Origin of the sequence: Streptomyces noursei, from assembly GCF_016917755.1 — a bacterium.
Classification (GTDB): domain Bacteria; phylum Actinomycetota; class Actinomycetes; order Streptomycetales; family Streptomycetaceae; genus Streptomyces; species Streptomyces yunnanensis.
Map to the genome: position 1 here is coordinate 8,486,765 of NZ_CP070326.1, position 24,134 is coordinate 8,510,898.

20 protein-coding genes are annotated in these 24,134 nt (G+C 73.1%); 8 read left to right on the plus strand and 12 right to left on the minus strand.

All coding sequences use genetic code 11. The features are described from left to right. The first annotated feature begins 43 nt into the window (after positions 1–43). The 4 genes from JNO44_RS44660 (at position 44) to JNO44_RS36850 (ending at position 4,380) form a co-directional block, all read left to right on the plus strand. Entirely contained in the window at positions 44–547 is a 504-nt protein-coding gene (locus JNO44_RS44660; protein ID WP_275695783.1) for an alpha/beta hydrolase fold domain-containing protein, read from the plus strand. A 141-nt stretch (positions 548–688) separates the two neighbouring features. Beyond that, positions 689–982, plus strand: coding sequence for a hypothetical protein (locus JNO44_RS36840; protein ID WP_039640170.1), 294 nt, complete (start codon positions 689–691; stop codon positions 980–982). A 332-nt stretch (positions 983–1,314) separates the two neighbouring features. Next, a complete protein-coding gene (locus JNO44_RS36845) occupies positions 1,315–3,090 on the plus strand; it encodes a M4 family metallopeptidase (RefSeq protein WP_205368382.1) in 1,776 nt (591 codons plus the stop codon). An 87-nt stretch (positions 3,091–3,177) separates the two neighbouring features. Then, complete coding sequence (locus JNO44_RS36850; RefSeq protein WP_205368383.1) at positions 3,178–4,380, plus strand: MFS transporter; 1,203 nt, start codon at positions 3,178–3,180, stop codon at positions 4,378–4,380. A 538-nt stretch (positions 4,381–4,918) separates the two neighbouring features. On the opposite strand, the gene JNO44_RS36855 is transcribed toward JNO44_RS36850, so the two are convergent. From JNO44_RS36855 to JNO44_RS36865, 3 genes are all read right to left on the minus strand, one after another. Then, positions 4,919–5,692: a solute carrier family 23 protein gene (locus JNO44_RS36855; RefSeq protein WP_205368384.1), complete on the minus strand. Its 774-nt coding sequence runs from the start codon at positions 5,690–5,692 to the stop codon at positions 4,919–4,921. Next, complete coding sequence (locus tag JNO44_RS36860) at positions 5,685–6,746, minus strand: isopenicillin N synthase family dioxygenase (RefSeq protein WP_205368385.1); 1,062 nt, start codon at positions 6,744–6,746, stop codon at positions 5,685–5,687. The genes JNO44_RS36855 and JNO44_RS36860 overlap by 8 nt, the downstream gene beginning before the upstream one ends. 217 nt (positions 6,747–6,963) lie before the next feature. Beyond that, positions 6,964–7,638, minus strand: a complete 675-nt coding sequence (locus tag JNO44_RS36865) for a TIGR03086 family metal-binding protein (protein ID WP_240167833.1) — start codon at positions 7,636–7,638, stop codon at positions 6,964–6,966. 52 nt (positions 7,639–7,690) lie between these two features. Here JNO44_RS36865 and JNO44_RS36870 point away from each other — a divergent pair, with 52 nt between their 5' ends. Then, a complete protein-coding gene (locus JNO44_RS36870; RefSeq protein WP_205368386.1) occupies positions 7,691–8,185 on the plus strand; it encodes a MarR family winged helix-turn-helix transcriptional regulator in 495 nt (164 codons plus the stop codon). A gap of 144 nt (positions 8,186–8,329) precedes the next feature. On the opposite strand, the gene JNO44_RS36875 is transcribed toward JNO44_RS36870, so the two are convergent. The 3 genes from JNO44_RS36875 to JNO44_RS36885 all read right to left on the minus strand — a co-directional run bounded on the left by JNO44_RS36875 (position 8,330) and on the right by JNO44_RS36885 (position 12,902). After that, positions 8,330–8,560 (minus strand): hypothetical protein, encoded by a 231-nt coding sequence (locus JNO44_RS36875; RefSeq protein WP_205371465.1) that lies wholly within the window; start codon positions 8,558–8,560, stop codon positions 8,330–8,332. 208 nt (positions 8,561–8,768) lie between these two features. Then, positions 8,769–10,085 carry an MFS transporter gene (locus JNO44_RS36880; RefSeq protein ID WP_240167834.1) on the minus strand — a complete coding sequence of 439 codons (1,317 nt, stop codon included), beginning with the start codon at positions 10,083–10,085 and terminating at the stop codon, positions 8,769–8,771. 93 nt (positions 10,086–10,178) lie between these two features. Then, positions 10,179–12,902: a SpoIIE family protein phosphatase gene (locus JNO44_RS36885; RefSeq protein WP_205368387.1), complete on the minus strand. Its 2,724-nt coding sequence runs from the start codon at positions 12,900–12,902 to the stop codon at positions 10,179–10,181. Between the two features lie 330 nt (positions 12,903–13,232). Here JNO44_RS36885 and JNO44_RS36890 point away from each other — a divergent pair, with 330 nt between their 5' ends. Beyond that, positions 13,233–13,574, plus strand: a complete 342-nt coding sequence (locus JNO44_RS36890) for a hypothetical protein (protein WP_102926342.1) — start codon at positions 13,233–13,235, stop codon at positions 13,572–13,574. 56 nt (positions 13,575–13,630) lie between these two features. Here JNO44_RS36890 and JNO44_RS36895 read toward each other — a convergent pair whose 3' ends face one another. Both JNO44_RS36895 and JNO44_RS36900 read right to left on the minus strand, forming a co-directional pair. Next, positions 13,631–15,085, minus strand: coding sequence for an APC family permease (locus JNO44_RS36895; RefSeq protein WP_205368388.1), 1,455 nt, complete (start codon positions 15,083–15,085; stop codon positions 13,631–13,633). A 308-nt stretch (positions 15,086–15,393) separates the two neighbouring features. Next, positions 15,394–17,478 (minus strand): SpoIIE family protein phosphatase, encoded by a 2,085-nt coding sequence (locus tag JNO44_RS36900; protein WP_205368389.1) that lies wholly within the window; start codon positions 17,476–17,478, stop codon positions 15,394–15,396. Positions 17,479–17,846: 368 nt separating this feature from the next. Between JNO44_RS36900 and JNO44_RS36905 the strand changes: the two genes are divergently transcribed. Then, positions 17,847–19,391: an AMP-binding protein gene (locus JNO44_RS36905; protein WP_205368390.1), complete on the plus strand. Its 1,545-nt coding sequence runs from the start codon at positions 17,847–17,849 to the stop codon at positions 19,389–19,391. An 85-nt stretch (positions 19,392–19,476) separates the two neighbouring features. Here JNO44_RS36905 and JNO44_RS36910 read toward each other — a convergent pair whose 3' ends face one another. After that, the gene (locus JNO44_RS36910; protein ID WP_205368391.1) at positions 19,477–19,845 is read right to left on the minus strand and encodes a hypothetical protein; all 369 of its coding nucleotides are present in this window, start codon (positions 19,843–19,845) and stop codon (positions 19,477–19,479) included. Positions 19,846–19,992: 147 nt separating this feature from the next. Next, positions 19,993–21,006: a non-homologous end-joining DNA ligase gene (gene ligD / locus JNO44_RS36915; protein WP_205368392.1), complete on the minus strand. Its 1,014-nt coding sequence runs from the start codon at positions 21,004–21,006 to the stop codon at positions 19,993–19,995. Positions 21,007–21,110: 104 nt separating this feature from the next. On the opposite strand from ligD, the gene JNO44_RS36920 reads away from it, so the two are divergent. Continuing rightward, positions 21,111–22,172, plus strand: coding sequence for an ATP-dependent DNA ligase (locus JNO44_RS36920; protein ID WP_205368393.1), 1,062 nt, complete (start codon positions 21,111–21,113; stop codon positions 22,170–22,172). Positions 22,173–22,188: 16 nt separating this feature from the next. On the opposite strand, the gene JNO44_RS36925 is transcribed toward JNO44_RS36920, so the two are convergent. Both JNO44_RS36925 and JNO44_RS36930 read right to left on the minus strand, forming a co-directional pair. After that, positions 22,189–23,166, minus strand: a complete 978-nt coding sequence (locus tag JNO44_RS36925; RefSeq protein WP_205371193.1) for an MASE1 domain-containing protein — start codon at positions 23,164–23,166, stop codon at positions 22,189–22,191. A 63-nt stretch (positions 23,167–23,229) separates the two neighbouring features. Further along, a complete protein-coding gene (locus tag JNO44_RS36930; protein WP_205368394.1) occupies positions 23,230–24,063 on the minus strand; it encodes a PP2C family protein-serine/threonine phosphatase in 834 nt (277 codons plus the stop codon). Positions 24,064–24,134 lie beyond the last annotated feature (71 nt).

The following is a 24,134-nucleotide window of genomic DNA, read 5'->3' on the forward strand; positions in this document are numbered from 1 at the left end:
GCCGCCGCGCGGGCGACGGAGCTGGGCTGCGACCCGGCCCGGGGTGGCGGTCGTCGGCGACTCCAGCGGGGGCAACCTGGCCGCCGCGGTCACCCTGATGGCCCGGGATCGCGGCGGCCCGCCGCTCGCCGCCCAACTGCTGCTCTACCCGGCCCTGGACCACCGGCTGGCGGGCCGCTCGGCCGTCGACCACGCCACCGGCTTCTTCCACACCACGGCCCATATGCGCTGGTACTGGGACCAGTACCTGGGCCCGGACGGCGACCGCGGGCACCCGTACGCCTCCCCGGGACTCGCCCCGGACCTGACCGGGCTGCCGCCCGCGCTGCTGGTGCTGCCCGAGTGCGATCCGCTGCGGGACGAGGGGCGCGCCTACGGGGAGGCACTGCGGGCCGCCGGCGTGGCGGCGCGCGTGGCCGAATACCCCGGCACCTTCCACGGGTTCCTCGGGGCGGCGGGGCGGCTGCCGGCCGCCGACGCCGCGCTGGAAGCGGCCACCAACTGGCTGGTCGGCACGCTGTGTGACGGTGGCGTGACGAGCGGGTGAGCGGCGGGTGGCTAGGGTGGTGACACTGTGCGGGGGCGCCGTGGCGGGCCGTCGATGCGGTGCGCCGCCGCACGTCGAGTGCCAGACTTGAAGCACCGCGCCCGGCCGCCGGCCGGGGCCCATGTGACCGAGGGGAACGACATGACCTGGGCATCTTGGACGACGGTGGGGATTCACGCCCGCCCCGGCGCGGTGCAGACCGAGGAGATCGGCCCGATGCAGGGCGACCTGACCATCCACACCACGTGGTCGGAGGACGAGGCGCACGTCGCCGTCCAGTACACCGGCTCCTCGGACTGGTACACCATGGTCGGCAGCCCCGTCCCCTGTCACTCGGAGGCGGACAGTCGGGCCTTCCACCAGGCCGTCGTCGAGGCGGTCCGGGGCGGCGAGAAGGCCCACGCGTCGTTGGAGGAGCTCTTCCGCACCGGATAGCCCCCTCGGCATCCCCGCGCGCAGGCCGGGACGGCGATCGCCGTCCCGGCTTCGTCATGCCCGGAAACTTCCGCACGCCGCGGGGCAACCCCGGCGCGATCTGGTGAGTCTCTCCCGTCGGAACACGATTGGTCATCTTCCGACTACCTAAAGCTGATCAATTATCAATTTTTGACTACCTAGTGTTGAAAATTGATCATTTCTCTTTACATGCCCATGCCAGGCAGACCAGGGTCTGTGCGGGGCCGGACGGCCCCCGCGGTGTGCAACGCCACCGCGTGTACGGGCGGTTGGCGCATTCCACCGCTCACAGCACATAAGGACGCAGATCTGTGCGTAGACCCCACATACGCAGTCGCCGCCTGGCGATAGCCCTGGCCGTGACCACGGCCGCCACCCTCAGCGCGGGCGCCGCCGTCGCGACGCCGGCCTCCCCCTCCGCACCATCGGCCACCGGCACCCCCGCGATCGTCGACGCGGCGCGCGCCGCCGCCTACGCCCACTCCGCCACCACCGGCGTCGGCGCACAGGACACCCTCAAGGCCACCGACACCCTGGTCGACGCCGACGGCAGCCGGCACGTGCGGTTCGTCCGCACCCATCGCGGCATGCCGGTGCTCGGCGGCGACCTGGTCGTCCACCTCGGCGCCGACTCCTCCTACCAGGGCGTGACCCGGGCCGCCCGCCACACGGTCGATCTGCCCACCGCCGACCCGAAGCTGTCGGGCCGCCAGGCCGCCGCCAAGGCCGCCGCCGTGGCACAGGGCACCGCCGGCGAGCCCCGACTCGTCGTCGACGCCCGCGCCGGCCGGACCGCCCTCGCCTACCAGGTGCAGGTCGACGACAGCGGCACCGCCGAGGCCGGCGGCGCCCGGACCGTCGTCATCGACGCCGCCACCGGCAACGTCCTCAGCAACATCCCGGTCAACGAGCCGTTCCTGTCGCCGTCGGTCCAGCACAAGCTCCGGCAGCGCGGCGAACGGCTCACCCCCGGCACCGCGGTGGCCGCCACCCCGCCCGCCCCGGGCAAGCCCGCCGCCGGCCACTACCCGGCCCCGGCCACCGGCTCCGGCGTGTCCTTCTTCGTCGGCACCGTGCCGCTGTCCACCACCCAGACCACCAAGAACGCCTTCGTCCTGCGGGACGGCACCCGCGGCAACACCGAGACCCGCGACGCCGGCGGCAAGGAACTCGACAAGTTCCTCACCGGCAAGCCCTTCACCAGCGGCACCAACAGCTGGGGCAACGGCACCACCGGCAACCGCACCACCGCCGCGGTCGACGCCCAGTTCGGCATCACCAGCACCCTGGACTTCTACAAGAAGACCTTCGGCCGCAAGGGCATCAAGAACGACGGCGCCGGCGCGCACGCCCTAGTCCACTACGGCGCGAACGTCGGCAACGCCTTCTGGTCCTCGGACTGCGGCTGCATGCTCTACGGCGACGGGGACGGCAAGCTCTTCACCAAGCCGCTGGTCGTCCTGGACGTCACCGGCCACGAGCTGACCCACGGCGTGGTCGACGCCACCGCCGGCCTCGAACCCACCCGCGTCGACCCCGAGGGCCGCCAGTTCGGCGAGCCGGGCGCGCTCAACGAGTCGCTCGCGGACATCTTCGGCAGCGCGGTGGAGTTCGCCACCAACAACCCGAAGAACCCGCCCAACTACCTCATGGGCGAGAAGCTCGGCCTGGCCCAGAAGTTCCTGCGCCGGCTGGACAAGCCGTCCCTGGACAAGCTCGAAGGGACCGTCGACTACTGGTCGAAGGACACCTACGACACCGAGGTGCACGCCGGCTCCGGGGTCTCCTCGCACGCCTTCTACCTGCTGGCCGAGGGCAGCGGCAAGAAGACCATCGGCCGCGTCGCCTACGACTCCGCCACCTACGACGGCGCCAAGGTGACCGGCATCGGCCGGGACAAGGCCCTGGCGATCTTCTACCGGGCGCTGACCCGGTACATGGTCTCCACGACCGACTTCCACGACGCCCGGACCGCCACCCTCCAGGCCGCCAAGGACCTCTACGGCGCGGGCAGCACCGCGTACCGCACGGTCGATCGCGCCTGGGCCGCGGTCAACGTCACCGCCGCCAACGCCCCCCGGCGCTGACCGGGCACCGCACCGATCGGACCGGTGCCCCCGCCACGCGGGGCACCGGTCCTGGCCGGCCGGGGCGCCGGCGCCTACGTTGACGCCATGACCGTGCGCACCGGGCGGAGGCGCCGCCTCGGCAGCCCCGCCGCGGCGGGCGTCTTCGCGATCGGCATGGCCGGGACGACCCTGCCCACCCCCCTCTATGGGCTCTACCGGCAGCAACTGGGCTTCTCCGAGCTGATGGTGACGGTGGTCTTCGCCACCTACGCCGTCGGGGTGATCGCGGTGCTGTTCGGCGCCGGCAACGTCTCCGACGCCACCGGCCGGCGCCCGGTGCTGTTCGCCGCGCTGGGCCTGTCCGCGGCGAGCTCCCTGTGCTTCCTCCTTGAGGACGGTCTGCCGCTGCTGCTGCTCGGCCGGGTGCTGTCCGGCTTCGCCGCCGGGCTGTTCAGCGGCGCCGCCACCGCCGCCGTCCTCGAACTGGCCCGCCCCGGGCGGGAATCCCGGGCCGGCTTCGCCGCCACCGCCGCCAACATGGGCGGCCTGGGCTGCGGCCCGCTGCTGGCCGGACTGCTCGCCCAGTACGCGCCCCGGCCACTGGCCCTCCCCTTCCTCGTCCACCTGGTCCTGCTGGTCCTCGCCGCGCAGGTCACCTGGTTCCTGCCGGAGACCGTCGCGCACCCGCACCGACCCCGCTCCCCGCGTCCCCAGGGGATGCGGATCCCCCCGGCCGTCCGCGGGGTGTTCGCCCCCGCCGCCATCGCCGCGTTCGCCGGCTTCGCGCTCCTCGGGCTGTTCACCGCGATCGCGCCGAGCTTCGTCGCGCGGACCCTCGGCGAGCACAACCTCGCGGTCTCCGGGGCGGTCGTCTGCACGGTCTTCCTGGGCTCGACGCTCGGCCAGGCCCTGACCGGCCGGCTCGGCGTCCGCACCGCCCTGCCGGTCGGCTGTCTGGTCCTGGTGCTGGGGCTCTGCCTGGTCGGCGCCTCGCTCGCCGCGGACTCGCTGCCCGTCCTGGTCGCCGGCGCGCTGTGCGGCGGCACCGGCCAGGGCCTGGCGTTCCGCGCCGGACTCACCGCGGTGGGCGCCGCGGCCCCGCCGGAACACCGCGGCGGCACCCTGTCCGCCTTCTTCCTCGTCGCCTACCTCGGCATCTCCCTGCCGGTGGTGGGCGTCGGCGCGCTCACCATGGCCCTGGGGCTGCGCGGGGCGGGGCTCGTCTTCGCCGGATGCGTCATCGCGGTGGCGGTGGCGGTCGGCGGGTACGTCCTGCGGCACCCCCTGCCGGCGGAGGACGCCGCCTGAACCCCGTGCGTCCGCTCCGGACTGACCGGCCGGATTTCGGGCAAGGCTCCAACGACCGTTTGCCACAGTCGAATTGGGCGGCCCGTGAGCGTCGACGACGGCACGGCGACGCTCCCGGGGAACGCCCGGACACCCACAGGAGCGAGACGTCCGGAAGGAGGGCCGCCCGTCCGCCGGCAGACCCGGCGGTGACGATCCGGTGGCCGCGCACCACACCGGTACAGGGCCCGCGCGCATTCATCGAGCCCCGTGCCGGCGCCCGGCACGCCGCACCACAGGAGTCCCCGCATGACCGAAACCCGCGCCACCGCCCGCCCTGCCGACACCGCCCCGCCCGACGGCTGCGAACTGCTCGTCCGCGACGCCCGCCTGCTGGTCGTCGACGCCGACACCGAGATCCCCGGCGGCTGGATCGCGCTGCGGGACGGCCGGGTCGCGGCCTACGGACGCCCCGGCTCCGAGCCCACGGGGGCCGCCCGGACGCTCGTGGCCACCGGCCGCCTGGTCACCCCCGGCCTGATCAACACCCACCACCACCTCACCAGGGCGACCACCAGCGCCGCGGTCGAGGGGCTGCCGAAGACCAGTTGCCACCACTGCGGGAAGCGGTGGTGGATCCGCGGGGCGACGACCGGCAGCATCCCGACCCGATCGCCGCCGCCCCGACGAGGAGGTTGTCGCCGTGGTCGAGCCCGGCCCGGCGCAGAAGGGAGATGTCGACCATCGCGACGGTGGCGAAGCACATCAACGAGACGGCACCGACGACGGGTTGGGGCAGGGAGGCGATCAAATCGCCCAGCTTGGAGAGCGTTCCCAGGAGCACCATGGCGGCGCCGCCGGCCGCGGTGACGTACCGGCTGCGGACGCCGGTCATGAGCGTGAGCCCGATGTTCCCGGCGAAGACGGTGTCGGGGAAGGAGTTCATGGCGCCGCCGAGCACCCCTGACAGACCGTCGGCGGCCAGGCCGCGCCGCAGGGCCCGGTCGGTCAGCGGCCGCTCCACCGCCTCGCCGACGGCGATCATCTGCGCGGTCGACTCGGCGAACACCGGCAGCCTGGCGCCGAGGAGGCGCCCGACGCCCAGGCTCTGCACCAGGGTGACGACGCCGGCGACGAAGACGTCCGCGTTGACCAGGACGCCGACCGATGCCTCGTCCAGCCCCGCACCGGCCCCGAACATCAGCGGCACCGCGATGGCCCCCGCGTACATCACCAGCGCGTGCTGCACGCCGAGGCCCACCGTCCGGCCGGCGGTGGGGTGCCGTTCCCCGTCGGCGCGGGCGGCCCGCGGGCGGTGGTGACGTTCAGTCACCCTTGGCGGCGCGCAGTCGGGCGGCCTCGCGGGGCGAGTTGGCGTTGGGCTTCCCGGCCCGCGAGCCGCCCAGTTTCTCGGCGAGGTGCCGGCCGACGGTCGTGGGCGGGTACAGCGGCTCGGTGCCCGCCGGGACGCAGCCGGGCAGACAGCTGATCTCGGCGTCCCAGTTGCCGTCGTGGAAGAACGCGGCGGAGCGGCGGCGCACCACCCGCCCGGTGGCGTCGGCCGGCGGCAGCACCCGGTGCAGCGTCGACAGCCACCGGTCGTTGGTCCAACGGGCCAGCAGATCGCCGAGGTTGACGAGAAGACAGCCGGGCTCCGGCAGGACGTCGTGCCAGCGCCCGTCGGTGTCGAGGATCTGCAGCCCGGGGACCCGGTCGGCCCACAGCACGGTGACGATGCCGTAGTCGGTGTGGGCGCCCATGCCCATCTGGTCGCGGTCGAGGGCCACTTCGCGCTCGGGGAGCGGGTAGTGGTTCATCCGGAGCACGTCGAGGGAGTGGTCGGTGAACGGTGCGAAGTGGTCCGCCGGCAGGCCCAGGGCGTGCGCGAAGATCCCGGTCAACCGGCGGGCGAGCCCGCCGGCCTGGGTGCACCACTCCTCCACCGCCTCCCGGAATCCCGGCAGCGCCGGCCAGATGTTGGCCGGGTAGTGGGCCGCGGGCAGTGCCAGGTCCGGGTAGGCGGCGGCCTCCGCTCCGACGTTGAACGCCTCGAAGAGGTCCTCGGTCGCCGCCGGCACGCCCAGGCTCAGGCTGAGCTTCTCGGTGCGCGGCGGGGTGTAGCCGCGGTTGACGTCCGGGGACGGGGCGCACAGCGCCTTCTTCTCGTCCATCGGGAGGGCGAAGAAGGCGTCCAGCGCCGCGGCGAACGCGTGCGCCGCGGCGTCGGCGATGCCATGCCCCTTGATCTGCATGAATCCGACGGTGCGGGCGGCCCGGTCGATCTCGCCCGCGATGCCGGCCCGGTCGGCGGCGGTGCCGTCCGCCCAGGCGGAGATGTCGATGACGGGTACGTCGAGTACCCCGTTCACGGCCGTGGCCCTGCCCATCGCAGCCTTCCTTCCCTCGCGCCGTTCCCCTCCCCTGGGGTGTCCGCCGGTCCCGCGCGGCGCCCACCCTCCCCTATCCGCTTCAACAGTTTGATGAACTTCTTGTTAACGCTCCCGAGCCGAACGAGCCGAAATCAGCCGCCCATTGACCGGGACGCCCCGTCGACTCCCCTGTATGCGGCGCGCCTTCGCCGATTTCCGGACACGCGCGAGACCCTCAGCGCGCCGGCGCCCGCCAGTCCGGCGCGCGTCCCAGCAGCGCCAGGATCCGGTCCATTTCCCCGGCACCCTCGGTCACCGGCAGGCCGGGCCGGAAGGAACTGCCGGCGGCGAGCCGGTTCGGGCCGTCGGGGACGGCCCGGGCGATCGGCAGCGACGCGTCGAGGAGTTCGGGGTCCGGCGCGTAGGGCAGGCCCAGTGTGCGGGCGAGGTCCCAACTGTGGACGACGTAGTCGATGAGGTGGAAGCCCATGGCCCGGGCGGCGGGGACGGTCCGCTCGGTGGTGAATTCCGGGAGCGCGAACGGGCGGTCGGGGTCGTCCACGGTCGCGAAGGCCGCGAGGACGTCCTCGGCGGCGTGGCGGTAGCGCGTCACCGCCGTCGCGATGTCGTCGCCGAGCGGGCGGACTGCCCAGTGCGCCAGGTCCTGCCCGCGCCCCAGCGCGGCCGCCGCGAACCCCCGGTGCTGGGCCGTCAGATGGCCGAGCAGCGCCGCCAGGTCCCAGCCGGCGCAGGGCGTCGGCCGGGCGAGGTCCCCGGGAGCCAGCCGGTTCACCAGTGCCACGCTGTCGCGCACCGCGCGGGCGTCGAGCCTGCGCAGGCGGTCCAGGTCCGGCGCTCCCGTCGTCGCGAACACCCCGTCCACCGCGTCCCGTTCCAAGTTCATATGCATGTGCCTACGATCTGTGTGAGCACATGATCTGTCAAGGGGTATTTTCCTGTCCATGGCCGAGAACGCAGCACCGAGGGACACCCCGACCGGAGGGCGGCCGACGGCCCGCCCCGACCTGGCCGCGATGCTGGTCCCGCTGTGCCGCGCCCTGGTGGACGCCGAGCGGCCGGTCCTGGACGCGCACGGCCTGACCATGTGGGCCTACTCCGTGCTGCTGCGCCTCGACGACACCCCGATCCGCACCCAGGCCGCCCTGGCCGACGCCATCCGGGCCGACCGGACCCGGATCATCCCGGTCCTCGACGACCTGGAGTCCCGCGGGCTGATCCACCGCCGACCCGACCCCGGGGACCGCCGGGTCCGGCTGGTCTCCCTCACCCCCGAGGGGCGGCGCGTGCGGGACGCCGTCCAGGGGGACATCCAGCGCGGCGAGGAAGAACTGCTCACCCGCCTCCCGGCCGCCGACCGGGAAGGTTTCGTGCGCGGCCTGCTGACGCTGCACGCCCTCCCCGAGATCCCTCCGCACCGCCCCTCCGGCGCCGCCTGAGCGGCACCGGAGGGCGACCCGGCACCGAACGCGGCGGGTGCCGGCCGGGCACGCCCGAAGGCGGTGGTTCCCGGCCGGCACCCGCGTGAGGCTGCGTCCGACGAGGTGACGCGGGGGCGCCCGGCCCGCAGGCCCGGCGCCCGCTCACTCCCCGTCGAAGCGCTCCTTGCCGTGGGAGAAGTGACCCCGGTGCGCACCGTCATGGAAGATCGGGTTGCCGTCGACGACGGCCGCGTCGAACGAGTAGCCGTGGTACCAGCCCCTGCCGTAGTTGCGCTCGTGGTAGTCGTCGTCCCCGGCGAGTGCGGTGCCCGCCGCGCCGAGGACGATGGTGGCGGCCAGGGCGCTGGCAGCGATCGCGGCACGGATACGCATGTCTGCTCCTCAGGAAGCTCGAAGTGTGATATCAGCCCTTTCAGGAATCACCCTGGCGAAAGCGACCAAAACCCCACTTACCGCCAATCGTGCGGGCCCCGCCGGCCGGAACCGGCGGCCCCACCGCCTCACCCCCAGGCCGCGCTCGCGTCAACTCTCCGTCTTTGCCACCGAGTTGGCGGGCTGCACCGGGGCATCCCCGGAACGGTCACGGGGCGGTGCGGGGCACCGGCCGCAGCCCGAGCGTCACCAGAATGACGGCCACCGCCAGGAAGCCGGCGAGCACCGCGAAGCCGGTCAGACTGGTCCCGGTGGCATCGGTGAGCCAGCCGACCAGGTACGGACCGGCGAAACCGCCGAGGTTGCCGAGCGCGTTGATCAGCCCCATCGCCACGGCCACCACCTCGAAGCGGAGCAGCTGGCCCGGGATCGCCCAGAAGGGTCCGTAGGGGGCGTAGACCGCGGCGGCCGTGACGCACAGCAGCAGCATCCGCGGCAGCGCGCCGTGCACCGTCTGACCGAGCAGCAGCGCGACGACGCCCACGACCAGGGGTAGCGCGACCGCCTGCCGCCGTCGGCCGGTGCGGTCCGACCAGGCGGCGTTGGCGATCATCGCCACGAGCGCGACGGTGAACGGGACCGCGGTCAGCAGCCCGACCTCGGTGGCGGAGCCGTTGTGGGTGAGCTCCTTGATGACGGCCGGCAGCCAGAGGCTGAAACCGTAGAAACCGGTGATCCAGAAGAAATAGACCCCGATGAGGACCAGGACCGACGGCTGCCGGACCGCGCCGAAGTAGGAGCCGCCGCCCGCCGCGGGCTTGGCGGCCTCGTCGGCGGCGATGGCCCGGGCCAGGTGGTCGGCCTCCGCGGAGGAGATCCAGCGGGCCTGGGCGGGACGGTCGGCGACGGCGAACCACCAGACCACCGCCCACACCAGCGGCGGCAGCCCCTGGAGGACGAGCACCCAGCGCCAGCCCGCGTGGTCGAGCATCCAGCCGGACAGCGGCGCCATCAGCACCGACGACAGCGGCAGACAGGCCATCCACAGCGCGTTGGCGCGGGCCCGCTCGCGGAGCGGGAACCACGAGGCGAGCAGGATGAGGACGGCCGGCCAGACGCCGCCCTCGAAGAAGCCCAGCACGAACCGCGCGGCGTAGAACTGGGTGCGGGACTGCACCAGGCCGGACAGGACCGCGGACAGGCCCCAGGCGACCATCAGGATCAGGACGGTCTTCCGGGCGCTCCAGCGCTGGGCGAGGACCGCCGCCGGGATCTGCAGGAAGACGTAGCCGAGGAAGAAGATGCCGCCGGCCAGGCCCTTGTCGGCGTTGGAGAGGTCCAGGTCGCCGTGCATGTACGGCAGGACGACGGAGACGTTGTTGCGGTCGAGGTAGGCCAGCATGTACATGATCGCGGCCACCGGGATGACATAGACCCAGCGCTTGGCCGGGATCACCGCCGGGGACTCGGTGGCGGCACCGGCCGCCGTGTCGCGGACCCGCGGAGCGTCGTTCGTCCCCGTCATGTGACTGCATCCTCCCCCGGTGCGGCTGCTCCCCCGGCCGCCGCACGCCGCGCGTCTCGCGCAACTGGAGGGTAGCAGTCGAGAGTTGGCCGGTCAGGAGGCGTGATCACCCGGCGCCTGCGGGTCCCGGTCCGCGTCGGCCAGCGCCTGCTCGGTCCAGATCACCTTGCCGTCGCCGGTGTAGCGGGTGCCCCACCGCTCGGCCAGCTGCGCGATCAGGAAGAGGCCGCGACCGCCCTCGTCGGTGGTGGCGGCGTGCCGCAGGTGCGGGGAGGTGCTGCTGTGGTCGGCGACCTCGCAGATCAGCGAGGAGTCGCGGATCAGCCGGACGTGGATCGGGCCGGAGGCGTAGCGGATGGCGTTGGTGACCAGCTCGCTGAGGATCAGCTCGGTGGTGAACGCCTCGTCGGCCAGCCCCCACTCGATCAGTTTGCGGACCGCCGCGGCGCGCATCTGGGCGACCGCGGACGGGTCGGCGGGGACCTCCCAGTCGGCGATCTGCGCGGCGGCCAGCCGTCGGGTGCGGGCGACCAGCAGGGCGATGTCGTCGGCCGGGCGGTCCGGCAGCAGCGCGTCGAGCGCCGCCTCACAGGTGTCCTCCGGGGTCCGCCCGGGGTGGCCGCCGAGGGTGCGGCGCAGCAGCGCCATGCCCTCGTCGATGTCGCGGGCGCGGTCCTCGACGAGCCCGTCGGTGTACAGGACCAGGCGGCTGCCCTCGGAGAGCTCCAGCCGGCAGGTGTCGAAGGGCATCCCGCCGAGCCCGAGCGGCGGACCGCCGGGCACCTCGACGAACTCCGCGCTGCCGTCCGGCCGCAGCAGCAGCGGCTGGACGTGCCCGGCGCGGGCCATGGTGCAGGCGCCGGTGACCGGGTCGTAGATGGCGTAGAGGCAGGTGGCGCCGGTGACCGGGGCCTTGGGGCCGTTGCCGGTGCCCTCCGCGCCCTCGTCCTGGTCGATGCGGGTGACCAGCTCGTCGAGGTGCCACAGCAGCTCGTCGGGCGGGACGTCGAGGTTGGCGAAGTTGTGGACCGCGGTGCGCAGCCGGCCCATCGTGGCGGCGGCGTGCAGGCCGTGTCCGACGACGTCGCCGACGACCAGCGCGACCCGGGTGCCGGGCAGCGGGATGATGTCGAACCAGTCGCCGCCGACGCCGCCCAGCCCGCCGATCCCGGCCTGCGCGGGCAGATAGCGGAAGGCGGCCTCGACGGCGTTCTGGTCCGGCAGGGCGCGCGGCAGCAGGCTGCGCTGGAGGGTGACCGCCATGGTGTGCTCGCGGGTGTAGCGGCGGGCGTTGTCGAGGCTCACCGCGGCGCGGGCGACCAGTTCCTCGGCCAGCGAGAGGTCCTCGTCGTCGAACGCCTCGGGGGTGTGCGAGCGCCAGAAGAGGACCACGCCGAGGATCACCCCGCGGGCCCGCAGCGGCACCGCGATCATCGAGTGGATGCCGTGCGCGACGATCTGCCGGGCGCGCTCGGGGTCCTGCCGCTGCCAGCCGGAGAACGCGGCCAGGTCGGCCTCCAGGACCGGTTCGCCGGCCGGCAGCCGGGTGCCCAGCGCGGTGGTGGACGCGAACCGCATCGGCTCGCCGACCGGGTAGAGCGACCCGTCGGGCACCTCGCCGGCGACGGCGGTGCGGCGCATCTCGATGGCCGGCCCGGTGGCGGGCTCCTCGCCGCTCAGCACCGACACGGCCAGGTCAACGGTGACGAGGTCGCTGAACCGCTCGGCGCCGAACCGGGCGAGTTCCTCGCAGGTGCGCACCACGTCGAGGGTGGTGCCGATCTCGGCGCCGGCGTCGTAGAGCAGCTTCAGCCGGCCGCGGGCGATGTCGGCGCGGCCGGTCAGGGCCCGGAGTTCGGTGGTGTCGCGGAGGGTGGTGACGCTGCCGGGCGGGCCGCCGGCGCGTTCGGTGGAGCGCTGGTTGACCGCGAGCAGCCGGTCCCCGACCGGGTGCACCTCGTCGGTGACGATCCGGCCGGACTCCAGCAGCAACGCGGTGGCCGGGTCGAGCCCCAGCTCGGCGACCTGGCGGCCCTCGACGTCGGGCGGGAGGTCGAGCAGCCGTCGGGCCTCGTCGTTGGCGAGCACCAGTCGCCCGTCGCCGCGGACGATGATCACTCCTTCCCGGACGGCGTGCAGCACCGCGTCGTGGTGCTCGTACATCCGCGTCATCTCTTCCGGCCCCAGCCCGTGGGTCTGCCGCCGCAGCCGTCGGCTGACCAGCGCGGTGCCGCCGGTGGTCAGCAGCAGCACGCCGGCCGCGACGCCGAACAGCAGCGGGAACTGTTCGTCGACGACGCCGCTGACCTTGCTGATGGTGATGCCCGCGGAGACCAGGCCGACGACCTTGCCGTCATGACCGATGACGGGCACCACCGCCTGGACGAGCGGGCCGATGGTGCCGGTGATCTTCTCGGTGACCACCTTGCCGGCCAGCGCGGGCCCGATGGTGCCGACGAACTTCTTGCCGATCCGGTCGGGGAGCGGGTGGGTGTAGCGGATGCCGTGGGTGTTCATGACGACGAGGAAGTCGACCTGCGAGCCCCTGCGGGCGGCCTCGGCCCGTGGCTGGAGCACGGCGGTGGGGTCGGGGCTCTTGAGCGCCTCCTCCAGGCCGGGTGAGTTGGCGAAGGTCTCGGCCACGGCGACCGAGCGGTTCCGGGCCTCCCGTTCCGAGTCGGTCCCGGACTGCAGCACCAGGGCCGCGATGGCGGCGGCGACGAGCAAGACCACGATCGCCACTTGCAGGAGAAAGACCTGACCAGCGACAGTTCGCATCCTCAGAACCGAACGCGGGCGGCCGTAGCGTCCGGCCATGTCCTCTTTCTACACCTCCCGCATACGGTGGGCGAGCCGCACACTGCGCAGCGCAGCGGCGCCGGAAAGCGTGCGGCACAGCAGCGTCAGTAAAACCTGTCGGTATGTTTCCCGGCTACGGGTGTGCACTCCCCAGCCGCGTACATGTAACTCTTCCCACAGGGCGGGACGGTTGCGGACCGGCCGTGAATCTGCCGGGCGAGCCCGGCGCCACACGCAACGTTCCTGGTCAGCGGGGTTTACTCGGGAGTTGGGTGAGGCGTGCGGGAGGTCGGGGAACGGCCGGGGCCGTTCCGGGGGCCGCCGGGCGCGTATGAGACGTTCGTGGGCATGCATGTTGCAGCAGAGGAGATCCGTGCCGAGGCGGCCGTGCTCATCGACCACCATGCGCGCGGAGCGTGGCAGCCGAACGACGCGGACCGGAAGACCGCCGTCGCGCTGTTCCGCTTCCTGGAGACGGGGCTGCCGCTCGATGCCGAGCAGATCCGTTCCGCCCTCGCCCTCCCGGAGCCGGCGGCGCCGGTGAGCGCGGGACTGCTGGCGCTGCTGCGATCCACCGCGGGGTTGCTGGACACGACGGACGTGGCCGACGGCCCCGCCGGGCGGGACGCCGTCGACCACGTGTGTCTGCTGTTGGACGCGCTCGCGCTGTCCCGGCCGGACGGCCGGTGAGCGGACGGGGCGTCTGACGACGGACCCGGGGCAGCGCCCGGGGTCCGCCGGACGGGTCAGGGTCGGGCCGGTTCCGTCAGCTCCGTGGTTCCGGCCACTTCGTCCTCCGGGACCGAGATGACCCAGTGGCTGTCCTGTCGCGGGCGGAGGTAGACGGCCCAGTAGACGGCGGCCACCGCGATCACCCCACCGGTGATCAGCAGGCTCTCGGCGCTCTGCTGGCACAGCACCCACGCCAGGACGATCACGATCAGCGCGGGGACCACCGGCCACAGCGGCATCCGCCAGGCCAGCCGGTGCTTGTGCTCGCCCCGGCGGGAGACCAGCGCGCCCAGCGCGACGAAGACGTACATGCCGGCCACCGCCACACCGGTCACCTCGTTGAGGGTGTCGAGGGTGACGAAGCACAGCGCGGCGCCGGGGACGCCGACCGCGAGGGTGGCCACCCAGGGTGACCCGAAGCGCTTGCCGACGTGCGAGAAGATCCGGTTGACCGGGGTCGGCCAGGCGGCGTCGCGGGCGGAGGAGAAGACCACCCGGGAGTTCTGGATCACCATCACGATCGCCGCGTTGATGATCGCCAGGGCGATGCACAGGCTGACGAAGGTGCCGACGGCGGAGTTGCTCCAGCCCTGGACCATTCCGGCGAGGTCGCCGGCGCCGAGGGTCTTGAGGTCGGGGGCGCCGAGGGTGATGGCGACGACCGGGACGAGGACCACGGCGGCGCCGATGGCGAGCGTCCACAGCACGGTGCGGGAGACGTTGCGCCGCGGGTTCTCCATCTCCTCGGCCAGGTACACCGCGGTGGAGAAGCCCTGGAGGATGAAGAGCGCGGTGGCGAGCCCGGCCACGATCAGCCCGCCGGTGACCGCGGTACTGGTGCCGTGCCCGGCGTCCATGACGGGGTGGATGAGGGTGGCCGCGGACCGCTGCGTGTGACTGAAGCCGAGGAACGCCACGACCGCGGCGGCCACCACTTCCAGTACGAGGAAGATGCCGGTGATCCAGGCGTTGGCGCGCAGGTCGAGCAGGCCCATGGCGGTGGCCAGCAGCATGACCGCGGCGGCCGTCATCTGCTTGTCCAGGTGCACCAGCGGGGCGAGGTAGTCGGCGGTGCCCAGCGCGATGATCGGGGGCACGATCATGACGACGATCAGGGAGAGCACGAAGACCAGCCAGCCGGCCAGCCGGCCCATCAGGGTGCCGACCATGGCGTACTCGCCGCCGGAGCTGGGGATCAGGGTGCCCAGCTCGGAGTAGGTGAAGGCCACTCCGACGCACAGCACCGCCGCGATCGCGATGGTCAGCGCCGTACCGGTGCCGAGGGTGGCGAACGAGTCCGGCACGATCACGAACAGCGAGGATGCCGGGGTCAGGCAGGACAGGGTGAGCAGGGTGCCGCCGACCACACCGATCGACCGGGTGAGTTGGGGACTGTCCGCCGGTGTCGCGGGCCGGGTCTCCGGCGCTGCGGTGGCGGTGGCAACTGGCGTGGTGGGCATATCGGTCATCCGGGTCCCATCGGTGCTGGAGGGCAGGAGGGGCGGCACTGCCAGGGGTGGAGTGCCGGCGAGCGGTCGCACCAGATGCACTGCGGGGCCGCTGCGGTGACCGGAATACAACCTCCGTCCGTCACTCCCGTCAAGAGTTCGTTAACCCCATTCGGCGACGAAATCCGTAGCTCTTGCCGCATCAAACACCGCTATCCACGCTCCAGTAGCCCTATCCACGCGGAATTCGCGGGCGTTTTGACGGGCTGCGGATTCTTCGGCGGCGCGGTCCGGCGACTTTCCGCGGCGCGCGCCCCAATGGGCGGGTTTCAGCCGTCTTGGCCCCGGACGCGGGCGATCAGTAGCGCGACGTCGTCGTGGTCGTTGCCGTGCCGCAGTTCCCCCAGGAGGCGGTCGCAGAGCTCCTCCAGCGGCCGCTCGGGCTCGGCGAGCAGCCCGAGGAGCAGGTCCAGGCGGGCGTCGATGGGCTGGTCACGGGTCTCGATCAGCCCGTCGGTGTAGAGCACCAGTTGATCGCCGGCGCGCAGCGGCACGGTGGTCTGCTCGAAGGTCACACCACCGACGCCGAGCGGGGCGCCGGTGGGCAGGTCCAGGAGTTCCGGCGGTCGGCCGGGGCGCACCACGACGGGCGGCAGGTGTCCCGCGACGGCGATCCGGCACTCCTCCCGCTGCGGGTCGTGGACGGCGTAGAGGCAGGTCGCGAACGCCGGGTCGAGGCCGCCGGCGATGTGGTCGAGGTGGTGCAGCACCTCGGCGGGGGCGAGGTCGAGGTCGGCCAGCGCGCGGGTGGTGGTGCGCAACTGCCCCATGGTGGCCGCCGCGTTGATGCCGCTGCCCATGACGTCGCCGACCACCAGCGCGGTCTTGTCCTCGGCGACCGGGATGACATCGAACCAGTCGCCGCCCACCTCGCTGGCCGCCTGCGCGGGCTGGTAGCGGTAGGCGATGTCCATCGTGATGGGCTTCGGCGGCCGGTGGTTCATCAGGTGCCGCTGGAGGGTGAGCGCGGTGCGGCGCTCGCTCTGGTAGGAGCGGGCGTTGTCGATGCAGACCGCCGCCCTGGCGGCCAGTTCGACGGCGAGCACCGCGTCGTCCTCGTCGAAGGGGACCGGATTGTCCGTGCGGTAGAGCGACAGCGCGCCCAGCACCTCGCCGCGGGCGATCAGCGGCACCGCCAGATAGGAGTGCAGCCCGGCCTCCCGCAGCAGCTCGGCGCCCCGTTGGTCGGCAGCGATGTGCCGACGGTCCGCCGGGCCCACCTCGGTGACCAGCACCGGCCGGGCCTCGGTGACGCAGCGGGTGATCAGCCGCTCGGTCTCGTAGGCGGCCAGCTGCCCGGTGGGGTCGGCGGCCCCCATGGCGGGCGTCTCGCCGGCCGCGGCGGTCGCCAGCGCCCGGAAGCGGGCCAGCCCGCCGCGGTCGCGCGCGGCGGGGCGGCGGCCGTCCAGGACGGCGTCGAGGACGTCCACGGCGGCCAGGTCGGCGAGCTCGGGCACGATGACGTCGGCCAGCTCCTGGGCCGTCTGGCCGACGTCGAGGGTGGTGCCGACGGTCGCCGAGGCGTCCGCGATGACCGCCAGGCGCCGGCGGGCGCGGGCCGCCTCGGTCGCGGCCCGGTGCTGGTCGGTGACGTCCACGACGGAGGTCGCCACGCCCAGCACCCGCCCGTTGGCGTCCTCCAGTCGGTAGTACGAGACCGACCACGCCTGGTCGGCGTCGGGGTGGGTGGCGGTGGGGCCGACGGAGAACTCGTCCAGCAGCGGCCGGCCGGTGGCCAGCACCTCGCGCATCCGCTCCTCGATCGCGTCGGTGTCCAGGAAGGACAACGCGTCCCGCACGTGCCGTCCGATGTGCCGCTCGGCAGGCAGGTCGTTGATCCGTTCCAGCGCCGGGTTGACCATGACGAACCGCAGGTCGGTGTCGAGCACCGCGAGCCCGATCGGCGACTGGGCCACCAGCCGCACCGACAGCGCCAGGTCCCGCTCCACCTCGCGCAGCACGGCCTGGTCGGTGGCGATGCCCAGGGCGTAGGAGGCGCCGTGCTCATCCTGGAGCCGCATGTTGCGGAACTCGACCAGCCGGGTACTGCCGTCCTTGTGCCGGACGGGGAAGACCCCGGCCCAGCTCTCCCCGCCGGACATCACCTCCGCGAACAGCCGCAGGACCAGTTCCACGTGCTCGGGGTGGACCAGCAGCCGGGCGGCGGACCGGCCGAGCGCCTCCTCGGCGCGCCATCCGAAGAGCTCCTCCGCCTGCGGGCTCCACAGCGTGATCCGCCCCTTGGCGTCCAGCATGACGGCGGCCACGCCCAGGACGTCCAGCAGCCCGCCGGGGTGCGACGGCCCGGCCCCGGCCTGGGCAGCACTCTCCGGGAACGCGTCGGTCGCACCCATCCAGGCACTCCTTCCGCCGGTCTGCGAGACCGACAGCCGTGGCGCTCCGTGCACGGACTGGTCGTGCCGTGCTGCCGCTGCCCTCCATCATCTCTCGACACCGGACGGACCCGCAGGCAGAGCAGGGCCCACCAGGGTTGAGGGTCGTACCGGAGGGAGCATTATGTGCCGCCGTCCCCCACCCGGGCGACCGGGTTGACGATATTGATCCACTGCGCGGTGGCCGGACAACGCCCGCGCGGGAGCACCCGACTTGGAGATGTCGATCTCTTGGGACTACCCTGACATTAGTTGCTGGAGGCAACCAATAATCGTTTTCGCACCCCGGCGTACCCCTATACGTCGCCGGGGCCAGGAGGAAGCCCTCAATGCCCATATCCGACCAGCCGTTCCGCACATACGTGGAGGAGAACCTCGATGCGCTTAACCGCGACCCCGGCCACGAGGCCCTGGTCCACCAGGGTCGCCGGGTCACCGCCGGCGAGTTCCGCGCACTGGTCCTGCGAATGGCCCGCGCCCTGCGCGAGCGCGGCGTCCAGCGCGGCACCACCGTCACCCTGCTGAGCGGCAACCTCCCGGAGACCGTCGCCGCCCGCTACGCCGCCAACCTCGTCGGCGCCCGGGTCAACCACCTCTACAACAAGCTCTCCGCCGACTCCCAGGCCGCGATCGTCCGCGACGTCGAGACCCGCGCCCTGATCGTCGATCCGCGACTGGCCGAACGGGCTGCGGAACTGGTCGAGTTGGCGCCCGTCCCGGACGTCCTGGTGCTGGGCCCGGCCAAGCTGGGCACCGACCTGCTGGAGCTGGCGGCCGGCCACAGCGACGAGCCGTTCGTCACCGACGCCCGGCCCGACGACATCTGCACCATCCGCCACACCGGCGGCACCACCGGCCACCCCAAGGGCATCTGCACCAGCTTCGAGCAGGTGCGGTGGTTCACCGGGGCGCTCCCGGAGTTCGAGGACGTGGTGCACCGGCAGTTGGTCTGCACCACCCTCGCGCACGCAGCCGGCTACATGGCCGACGGCGTCCTGCGCTCCGGCGGCACCGTAGTCCTGCTCGACGACTTCGACGCCGAGGAGGCGCTCGCCACCATCGAGCGGGAGCGGATCACCGCCCTGTTCCTGCTGCCGCCGCTGCTGTATCAGCTGATGGACCACCCCGACCGGCCGCACACCGACACCTCCAGCCTGCGCATGGTCGCCTACGGCGGCTGCCAGGCGTCGCCGGCCCGACTGGCCGACGCGGTACGGGCGTTCGGCCCGGTGCTGGTGCAGGGCTACGGCCAGAACGAGGCCGGCGGCATCAGCGTGCTCACCCAGGAGGACCACGACCCCGAGCGCCCCGACCGACTGCGCTCGGCCGGCAAGGTGCTGCCCGACGTCGAGGTGGCGGTCCGGGACGAGTCCGGGCGCGATCTGCCGCCCGGCGAGCACGGTGAGATCTGCGTCCGCTCCAGCATGATCATGCAGGGGTACTGGAAGCAGCCCGAACTGACCGCGGAGGTGCTGCGGGACGGCTGGCTGCACACCGGCGACGTCGGATTCGTCGACGAAGAGGGCTACTTGACCATCGTCGACCGGCTCAAGGACATGATCGTCGTGGTCGGCGGCCATGTGTACACCACCGAGCTGGAGGACCTGCTGAACTCGCACCCGCAGGTACTCCAGAGCGCCGTCTACGGCGTCCGCGACGCGGACCGGATGGAGCGGGTGCACGCGACGGTGGTGCGGACCCCCGGCGGCGACGTCGACGCGGAGCAGCTGCGCGCGATGGTGCGCGAGGTCCGCGGCCCGATGTACGAGCCGGCCCGGATCACCTTCGCCGAGGCGCTGCCGCTGACCGACGCGGGCAAGCCGGACAAGAAGGAACTCCGGCGCCGCGCCGAGGAGTCGGGCGCCGCGGCCTGATCGCATCGACCGGTCCCGGGACGCCGGACCGGTGAGAGCGGGCCGCCGCAGCACGCGTCTGCGGCGGCCCGCCGGCTGCTCACGGTCAGAACCACCAACCCAACAGGCCACGGAGAATGCGTCCGATGAGCCCGATATCGTGGAACTCGCAGCCTTCCCGCTCATAGTGACCGCGGCCGTGGTGACCCTCACGGCCCTCGTGACCGGATCGCCCCTCCTCGCCGAACTTTCCGAAGCCGACGAAGTCGCAGTCATCGTCCCGGTGGTGACGGTGATTGCGACCGTGATGACCACGGCCGTGATCCCCGCTCACCGCGACGGTCTGACCCTGAGGGGCGGCCTGGGCCATACCGACCGTCGGGACGACCGTCGCAGCGGTGAGCACCGCGACGGCCAGGGAACGCCCTATGAACTTACGCATGCGCTGCTCCTGATTTGGCAGGAAATCGGACAAGGTGATCGGTACCGCGCGGTACCGAGTTCCTCGCAGGCGCAGCGGACGGCCACTCCAACAGCCCGCGGATTGCGGCCGAACGGGTATCGCCGGGACGACCGGGCCCGGGCGGGCACCGCGCGGCCGTGCGTTCCGCGGCCGGTCGGATCAGTGCTTGCGGGCCCGGCTGGGCTGGACCCTGGCGGGCTCGCCGGGCATCTTCGGGTGGTCCGGCGGATAGGGCAGGTCGCCCAGCCCCTCGTCGGCGGCGTGCCGGTCGGCGAGCTCCAGCAGGCCCTCCAGGCCGAAGGCGAACTCGGCCATGTCCGCGTGGACATCGCCGAGTTCGGCGAACCGGGGCGGGACGGTGCGCAGGTCGAAGTCCTCCGGCTCGACGGCGGACAGCTCCTCCCAGCGCAGCGGGGTGGAGACCGTCGCCCGGGGCCGGGCGCGCAGCGAATAGGGCGAGGCGATGGTGCGGTCGCGGGCCATCTGGTTGTAGTCGACGAACACCTTCTCGCCGCGCTCCTCCTTCCACCAGGCGGAGGTCACCAGCGTGGGCAGCCGCCGCTCCAGCGTCCGTGCCACGGCGATCGCGGCCCTTCTGACCTCGGTGAACGTCCAGTGCGGGCGGATCGGTACATAGACGTGCACCCCGCGGCCGCCGGAGGTCTTCGGCCAGCCGCGCAGCCCGTGCTCGGTCAGCAGCGCGCGCAGCTCGTGGGCGACGGTGACGGCGTCGGCGAAGCCGGTGCCGGGCTGCGGGTCGAGGTCGATGCGCAGCTCGTCGGGGTGCTCGGTGTCCGCCCGGCGGACCGGCCAGGGGTGGAAGGTCAGGCACCCCAGGTTGGCCGCCCAGACCACGGCGGCGGGTTCGGTCGGGCACATCTCGTCCGCGAACCTCCCACTGGGGAAGGTGATGCGGGCGGTCGGCAGCCAGTCCGGCAGCCCCTTGGGCGCCCGCTTCTGGTAGAAGAAATCGCCCTCGACGCCGTCGGGGAACCGCTGCATCGTCGTCGGCCGGTCCCGCAGGCCGCGCAGCACCCCGTCCGCCACGGACAGGTAGTACCGGGCGACGTCCAACTTGGTGAATCCGCGCGCCGGGTAGTACGTCTTGTCCGGGTTCGACACGCGCACCGCACGCCCCGCGACGTCCAGTTCCACAGCTCGGGCTCCGGCCATGCCTCCACGCTAGGGGCCGCCGGGGGACCCCGCGCGGTGGGCGGCCCGGCGGGGCGGCCGGTCCCGGCGGGCGGGAACGGGCGCCGGCCCGCAGGATCGAGGGCATGGACCTGCCCGTGATGCCCCCGGTCTCCCCCATGCTCGCCAAGGCGGTGGCGAAGATCCCCGCCGGCATGCAGTACGAGGCCAAGTGGGACGGCTTCCGCGTCATCGTGTTCCGGGACGGCGACGAGGTCGAGATCGCCAGCCGCACCACCAAGTCGCTCAGCCGCTACTTCCCCGAGGTGCTGGCCGCGGCACGGGCCGAACTCCCGCCGCGCTGCGTGCTGGACGGTGAGATCGTCATCGCGCACGACGGCCGGCTGCACTTCGAGGAACTGCTGGAGCGCATCCACCCGGCCGATTCCCGGGTGCGGACGCTGGCCGCCCGCACGCCCGCCTCGCTGGTCGCCTTCGACCTGCTGGCGCTGGACTCCGCTTCGCTGCTGGACGAACCGCAGACGGCCCGCCGGGAAGCCCTGGTCGAAGCGGTGCGGCCGGCCCGGGCGCCGGTACACCTCGCGCCCGCCACCACCGACCGGGAGCTGGCGCAGCGGTGGTTCGCGCAGTTCGAGGGGGCAGGGCTGGACGGGGTGATCGCCAAACCGCCGGACCTGCCGTACCGGCCGGGCGAGCGGGTGATGTACAAGGTCAAGCACGCCCGGACCGCCGACTGCGTGGTCGCGGGGTACCGGCTGCACAAGAGCGGGCCGGTCGTCGGCTCGCTGCTGCTCGGACTGCACGACGACGCCGGGCACCTCCAGCACGTCGGGGTGTGCGCGTCGTTCCCCATGGCCCGGCGGCGCGCCCTGGTCGAGGAGCTGGCGCCGCTGCGGATGGACGACGCCACCGGGCACCCCTGGGGCGCGTGGGCCGACGAGGCGGCGCACGCCGGCCGCCGGATGCCGGGCGGGCCGAGCCGCTGGAGCGGCGGCAAGGACCTGTCGTGGGTGCCGCTGCGCCCGGAGCGGGTGTGCGAGGTGGGCTACGACCACATGGAGGGCAGCCGGTTCCGGCACACCGCGCAGTTCCGCCACTGGCGTCCCGACCGTACGCCGGAGAGCTGCACCTACGCGCAGTTGGAGGAGCCGGTCGGCTACGACCTGGGCGAGCTGCTCGGCGACTGACCCGGCGGGCGGCCGGTCAGCGCTCCGGCGGCCAGCGGCGCCGGCTCTCCCCCGGTGCCAGCCGGTCCACCACCTCGGCGAGTTCCTGACACACCTGCTCGATCTTCCGGCGGATGGTGTTCTGCTCGGTGACGATCGCCGAGAGCAGTAGCGCGGTGAGTGCGGCGGAGGCGTTGAACGCCTGGAGGTTGACCATCGACTCCAGCAGGCTCCGCCCGGTGAACGGGCCGTACCGGCCGGTCGCCGCGCTGATCGCGAAGACCGACATCAGCAGGACGCAGGGCGCCGCCCCGATCAGTTGGAACCGCAGCGCCGCCCACACGATCACCGGGAAGACCAGGAACAGCACGGACAGCGAGGTCCGGGTGACCACCAGCGAGACCACCACCGCGGTCACCAGCAGCGCCGCCGCCTCGCCCCACCGGTACAGGGGGACGTCGCGGAACGGCCGGACCGTCCGAAAGGCCAGCACCAGCGGGGTGATCACCAGGACGCCCATCGCGTCGCCCACCCACCAGGACGCCCAGGTCCGCCAGAAGTCCCCGGCGGGCAGTGCCCCGGTGAGCACCTGGGTGCCGCTGCCCAGCGTCGCGCTGATCACCATCGCGGCGAAGGCGCCGAGGGAGACCAGGGCGACGCCGTCGCGCAGCCGGTCCAGTTCGGTGTGGAAGCCGACCCGCCGCAGCATCAGGCAGGCGCAGACCGGGGCGAGGGTGTTGCCCGCCACCACGCCGAAGCCGGCCAGGTCCGGCCGGGTGAGCGTGGAGATGACCAGGAAGGTGCCGACCGCGATGCCCGGCCACATCCGCAGGCCCAGCAGGAGCAGACAGCTCAGGGCGATGCCGGTGGGCGGCCACAGCGGGGTGACCACGGCGCCCGCGATCACCACCTGCTCCAGCAGGCCGATCTTCGCGGCCCCGTAGTAGACGGCGGCGAGCACGAGGTTGCCCAGGGCGGCCGGAGCCAGCCGACGGATTTCCCCGGTGCGCACCACATCTGCCATCAGACAATGCCGGCGGGCGGCCGCCGGACGCGACACGCGCTGCCGGTCCGGGCTTCACCCGGCCCCGCGCCGCCCCGCGTCGTGGCACAACACGATCACCGCGGCGTCGTCGGTGTGGCCGGTCAGCTCGGCGACGCACATCACCGCGCCGGCGACCTCGGCCGGGTCGTCGCCGGCCTTGGCGCTGACCAGCCGGGCCACCTCCGCCAGCCCGGCCTCGATGGGGAACGACGGCCCCTCGATCACCCCGTCGGTGAGCAGCACGAACGCACCCGCCGCGGTGAGCCGCCGGCGGGTGACCGGATACCGCTGACCGGGCAGCACGCCGAGCGGGATGCCGCCGGGGTCCTCGGCGACGCCCCATCGTCGGTCGGTGGTGGCCCAGACGCCGGGGACGTGTCCGGCGCGGGCGCTGGTCAGCTCCCAGGACAGCGGGTCGAACCGGACGAAGGTGCAGGTCGCGAAGAGCTCGCAGTCGATGGACAGGAGCAGGTCGTTGGCTCGGCTGAGGACTTCGCCGGGGTCGGCGGCGTGCGCGGCGACGGCCCGCAGTCCGATCCGGATCTGCCCCATGAACGCGGCCGCCTCCACGTCATGGCCCTGGACGTCGCCGACGGAGAAGGCCAGCGACCCGTCGGGCAGGGGGAATCCGTCGTACCAGTCGCCCCCGATGGCGAGGCCGTGCCGGGCGGGGGCGTAGGTGGCGGCGGTGCGCAGACCGGGCAGCTCCGGAAGGGCGGCCGGCAGCATCTCGCGCTGCAGCACCTCGGCCAGCTCCACTCTGGCCCGCTGGAGCTCCGCGCCTTCCCGCGCCTGGGCGGTCAGCCGCCCGAGCGTGGTGAGCAGATCGTCGGCGCTCGCCGCCCGCGGGGGACGACGCCGAAGCATGGCCCCATCATATTTCGGGGGTCCGACATCCGCTTGACGGCCTGAACGGCCGCGGGCGCCCCGGTGGCGGC

Excerpts from the sequence above, each read along its gene's own strand:
- JNO44_RS36840 (WP_039640170.1), top strand. The coding sequence starts at position 689 with ATGACCTGGGCATCTTGGACGACGGTGGGGATTCACGCCCGCCCCGGC.
- JNO44_RS36850 (WP_205368383.1), top strand. The coding sequence starts at position 3,178 with ATGACCGTGCGCACCGGGCGGAGGCGCCGCCTCGGCAGCCCCGCCGCG.
- JNO44_RS36860 (WP_205368385.1), bottom strand. The coding sequence starts at position 6,746 with ATGGGCAGGGCCACGGCCGTGAACGGGGTACTCGACGTACCCGTCATC.
- JNO44_RS36865 (WP_240167833.1), bottom strand. The coding sequence starts at position 7,638 with ATGCATATGAACTTGGAACGGGACGCGGTGGACGGGGTGTTCGCGACG.
- JNO44_RS36870 (WP_205368386.1), top strand. The coding sequence starts at position 7,691 with ATGGCCGAGAACGCAGCACCGAGGGACACCCCGACCGGAGGGCGGCCG.
- JNO44_RS36875 (WP_205371465.1), bottom strand. The coding sequence starts at position 8,560 with ATGCGTATCCGTGCCGCGATCGCTGCCAGCGCCCTGGCCGCCACCATC.
- JNO44_RS36880 (WP_240167834.1), bottom strand. The coding sequence starts at position 10,085 with ATGACGGGGACGAACGACGCTCCGCGGGTCCGCGACACGGCGGCCGGT.
- JNO44_RS36885 (WP_205368387.1), bottom strand. The coding sequence starts at position 12,902 with ATGGCCGGACGCTACGGCCGCCCGCGTTCGGTTCTGAGGATGCGAACT.
- JNO44_RS36890 (WP_102926342.1), top strand. The coding sequence starts at position 13,233 with ATGCATGTTGCAGCAGAGGAGATCCGTGCCGAGGCGGCCGTGCTCATC.
- JNO44_RS36895 (WP_205368388.1), bottom strand. The coding sequence starts at position 15,085 with ATGACCGATATGCCCACCACGCCAGTTGCCACCGCCACCGCAGCGCCG.
- JNO44_RS36900 (WP_205368389.1), bottom strand. The coding sequence starts at position 17,478 with ATGGGTGCGACCGACGCGTTCCCGGAGAGTGCTGCCCAGGCCGGGGCC.
- JNO44_RS36905 (WP_205368390.1), top strand. The coding sequence starts at position 17,847 with ATGCCCATATCCGACCAGCCGTTCCGCACATACGTGGAGGAGAACCTC.
- ligD (WP_205368392.1), bottom strand. The coding sequence starts at position 21,006 with ATGGCCGGAGCCCGAGCTGTGGAACTGGACGTCGCGGGGCGTGCGGTG.
- JNO44_RS36920 (WP_205368393.1), top strand. The coding sequence starts at position 21,111 with ATGGACCTGCCCGTGATGCCCCCGGTCTCCCCCATGCTCGCCAAGGCG.
- JNO44_RS36930 (WP_205368394.1), bottom strand. The coding sequence starts at position 24,063 with ATGCTTCGGCGTCGTCCCCCGCGGGCGGCGAGCGCCGACGATCTGCTC.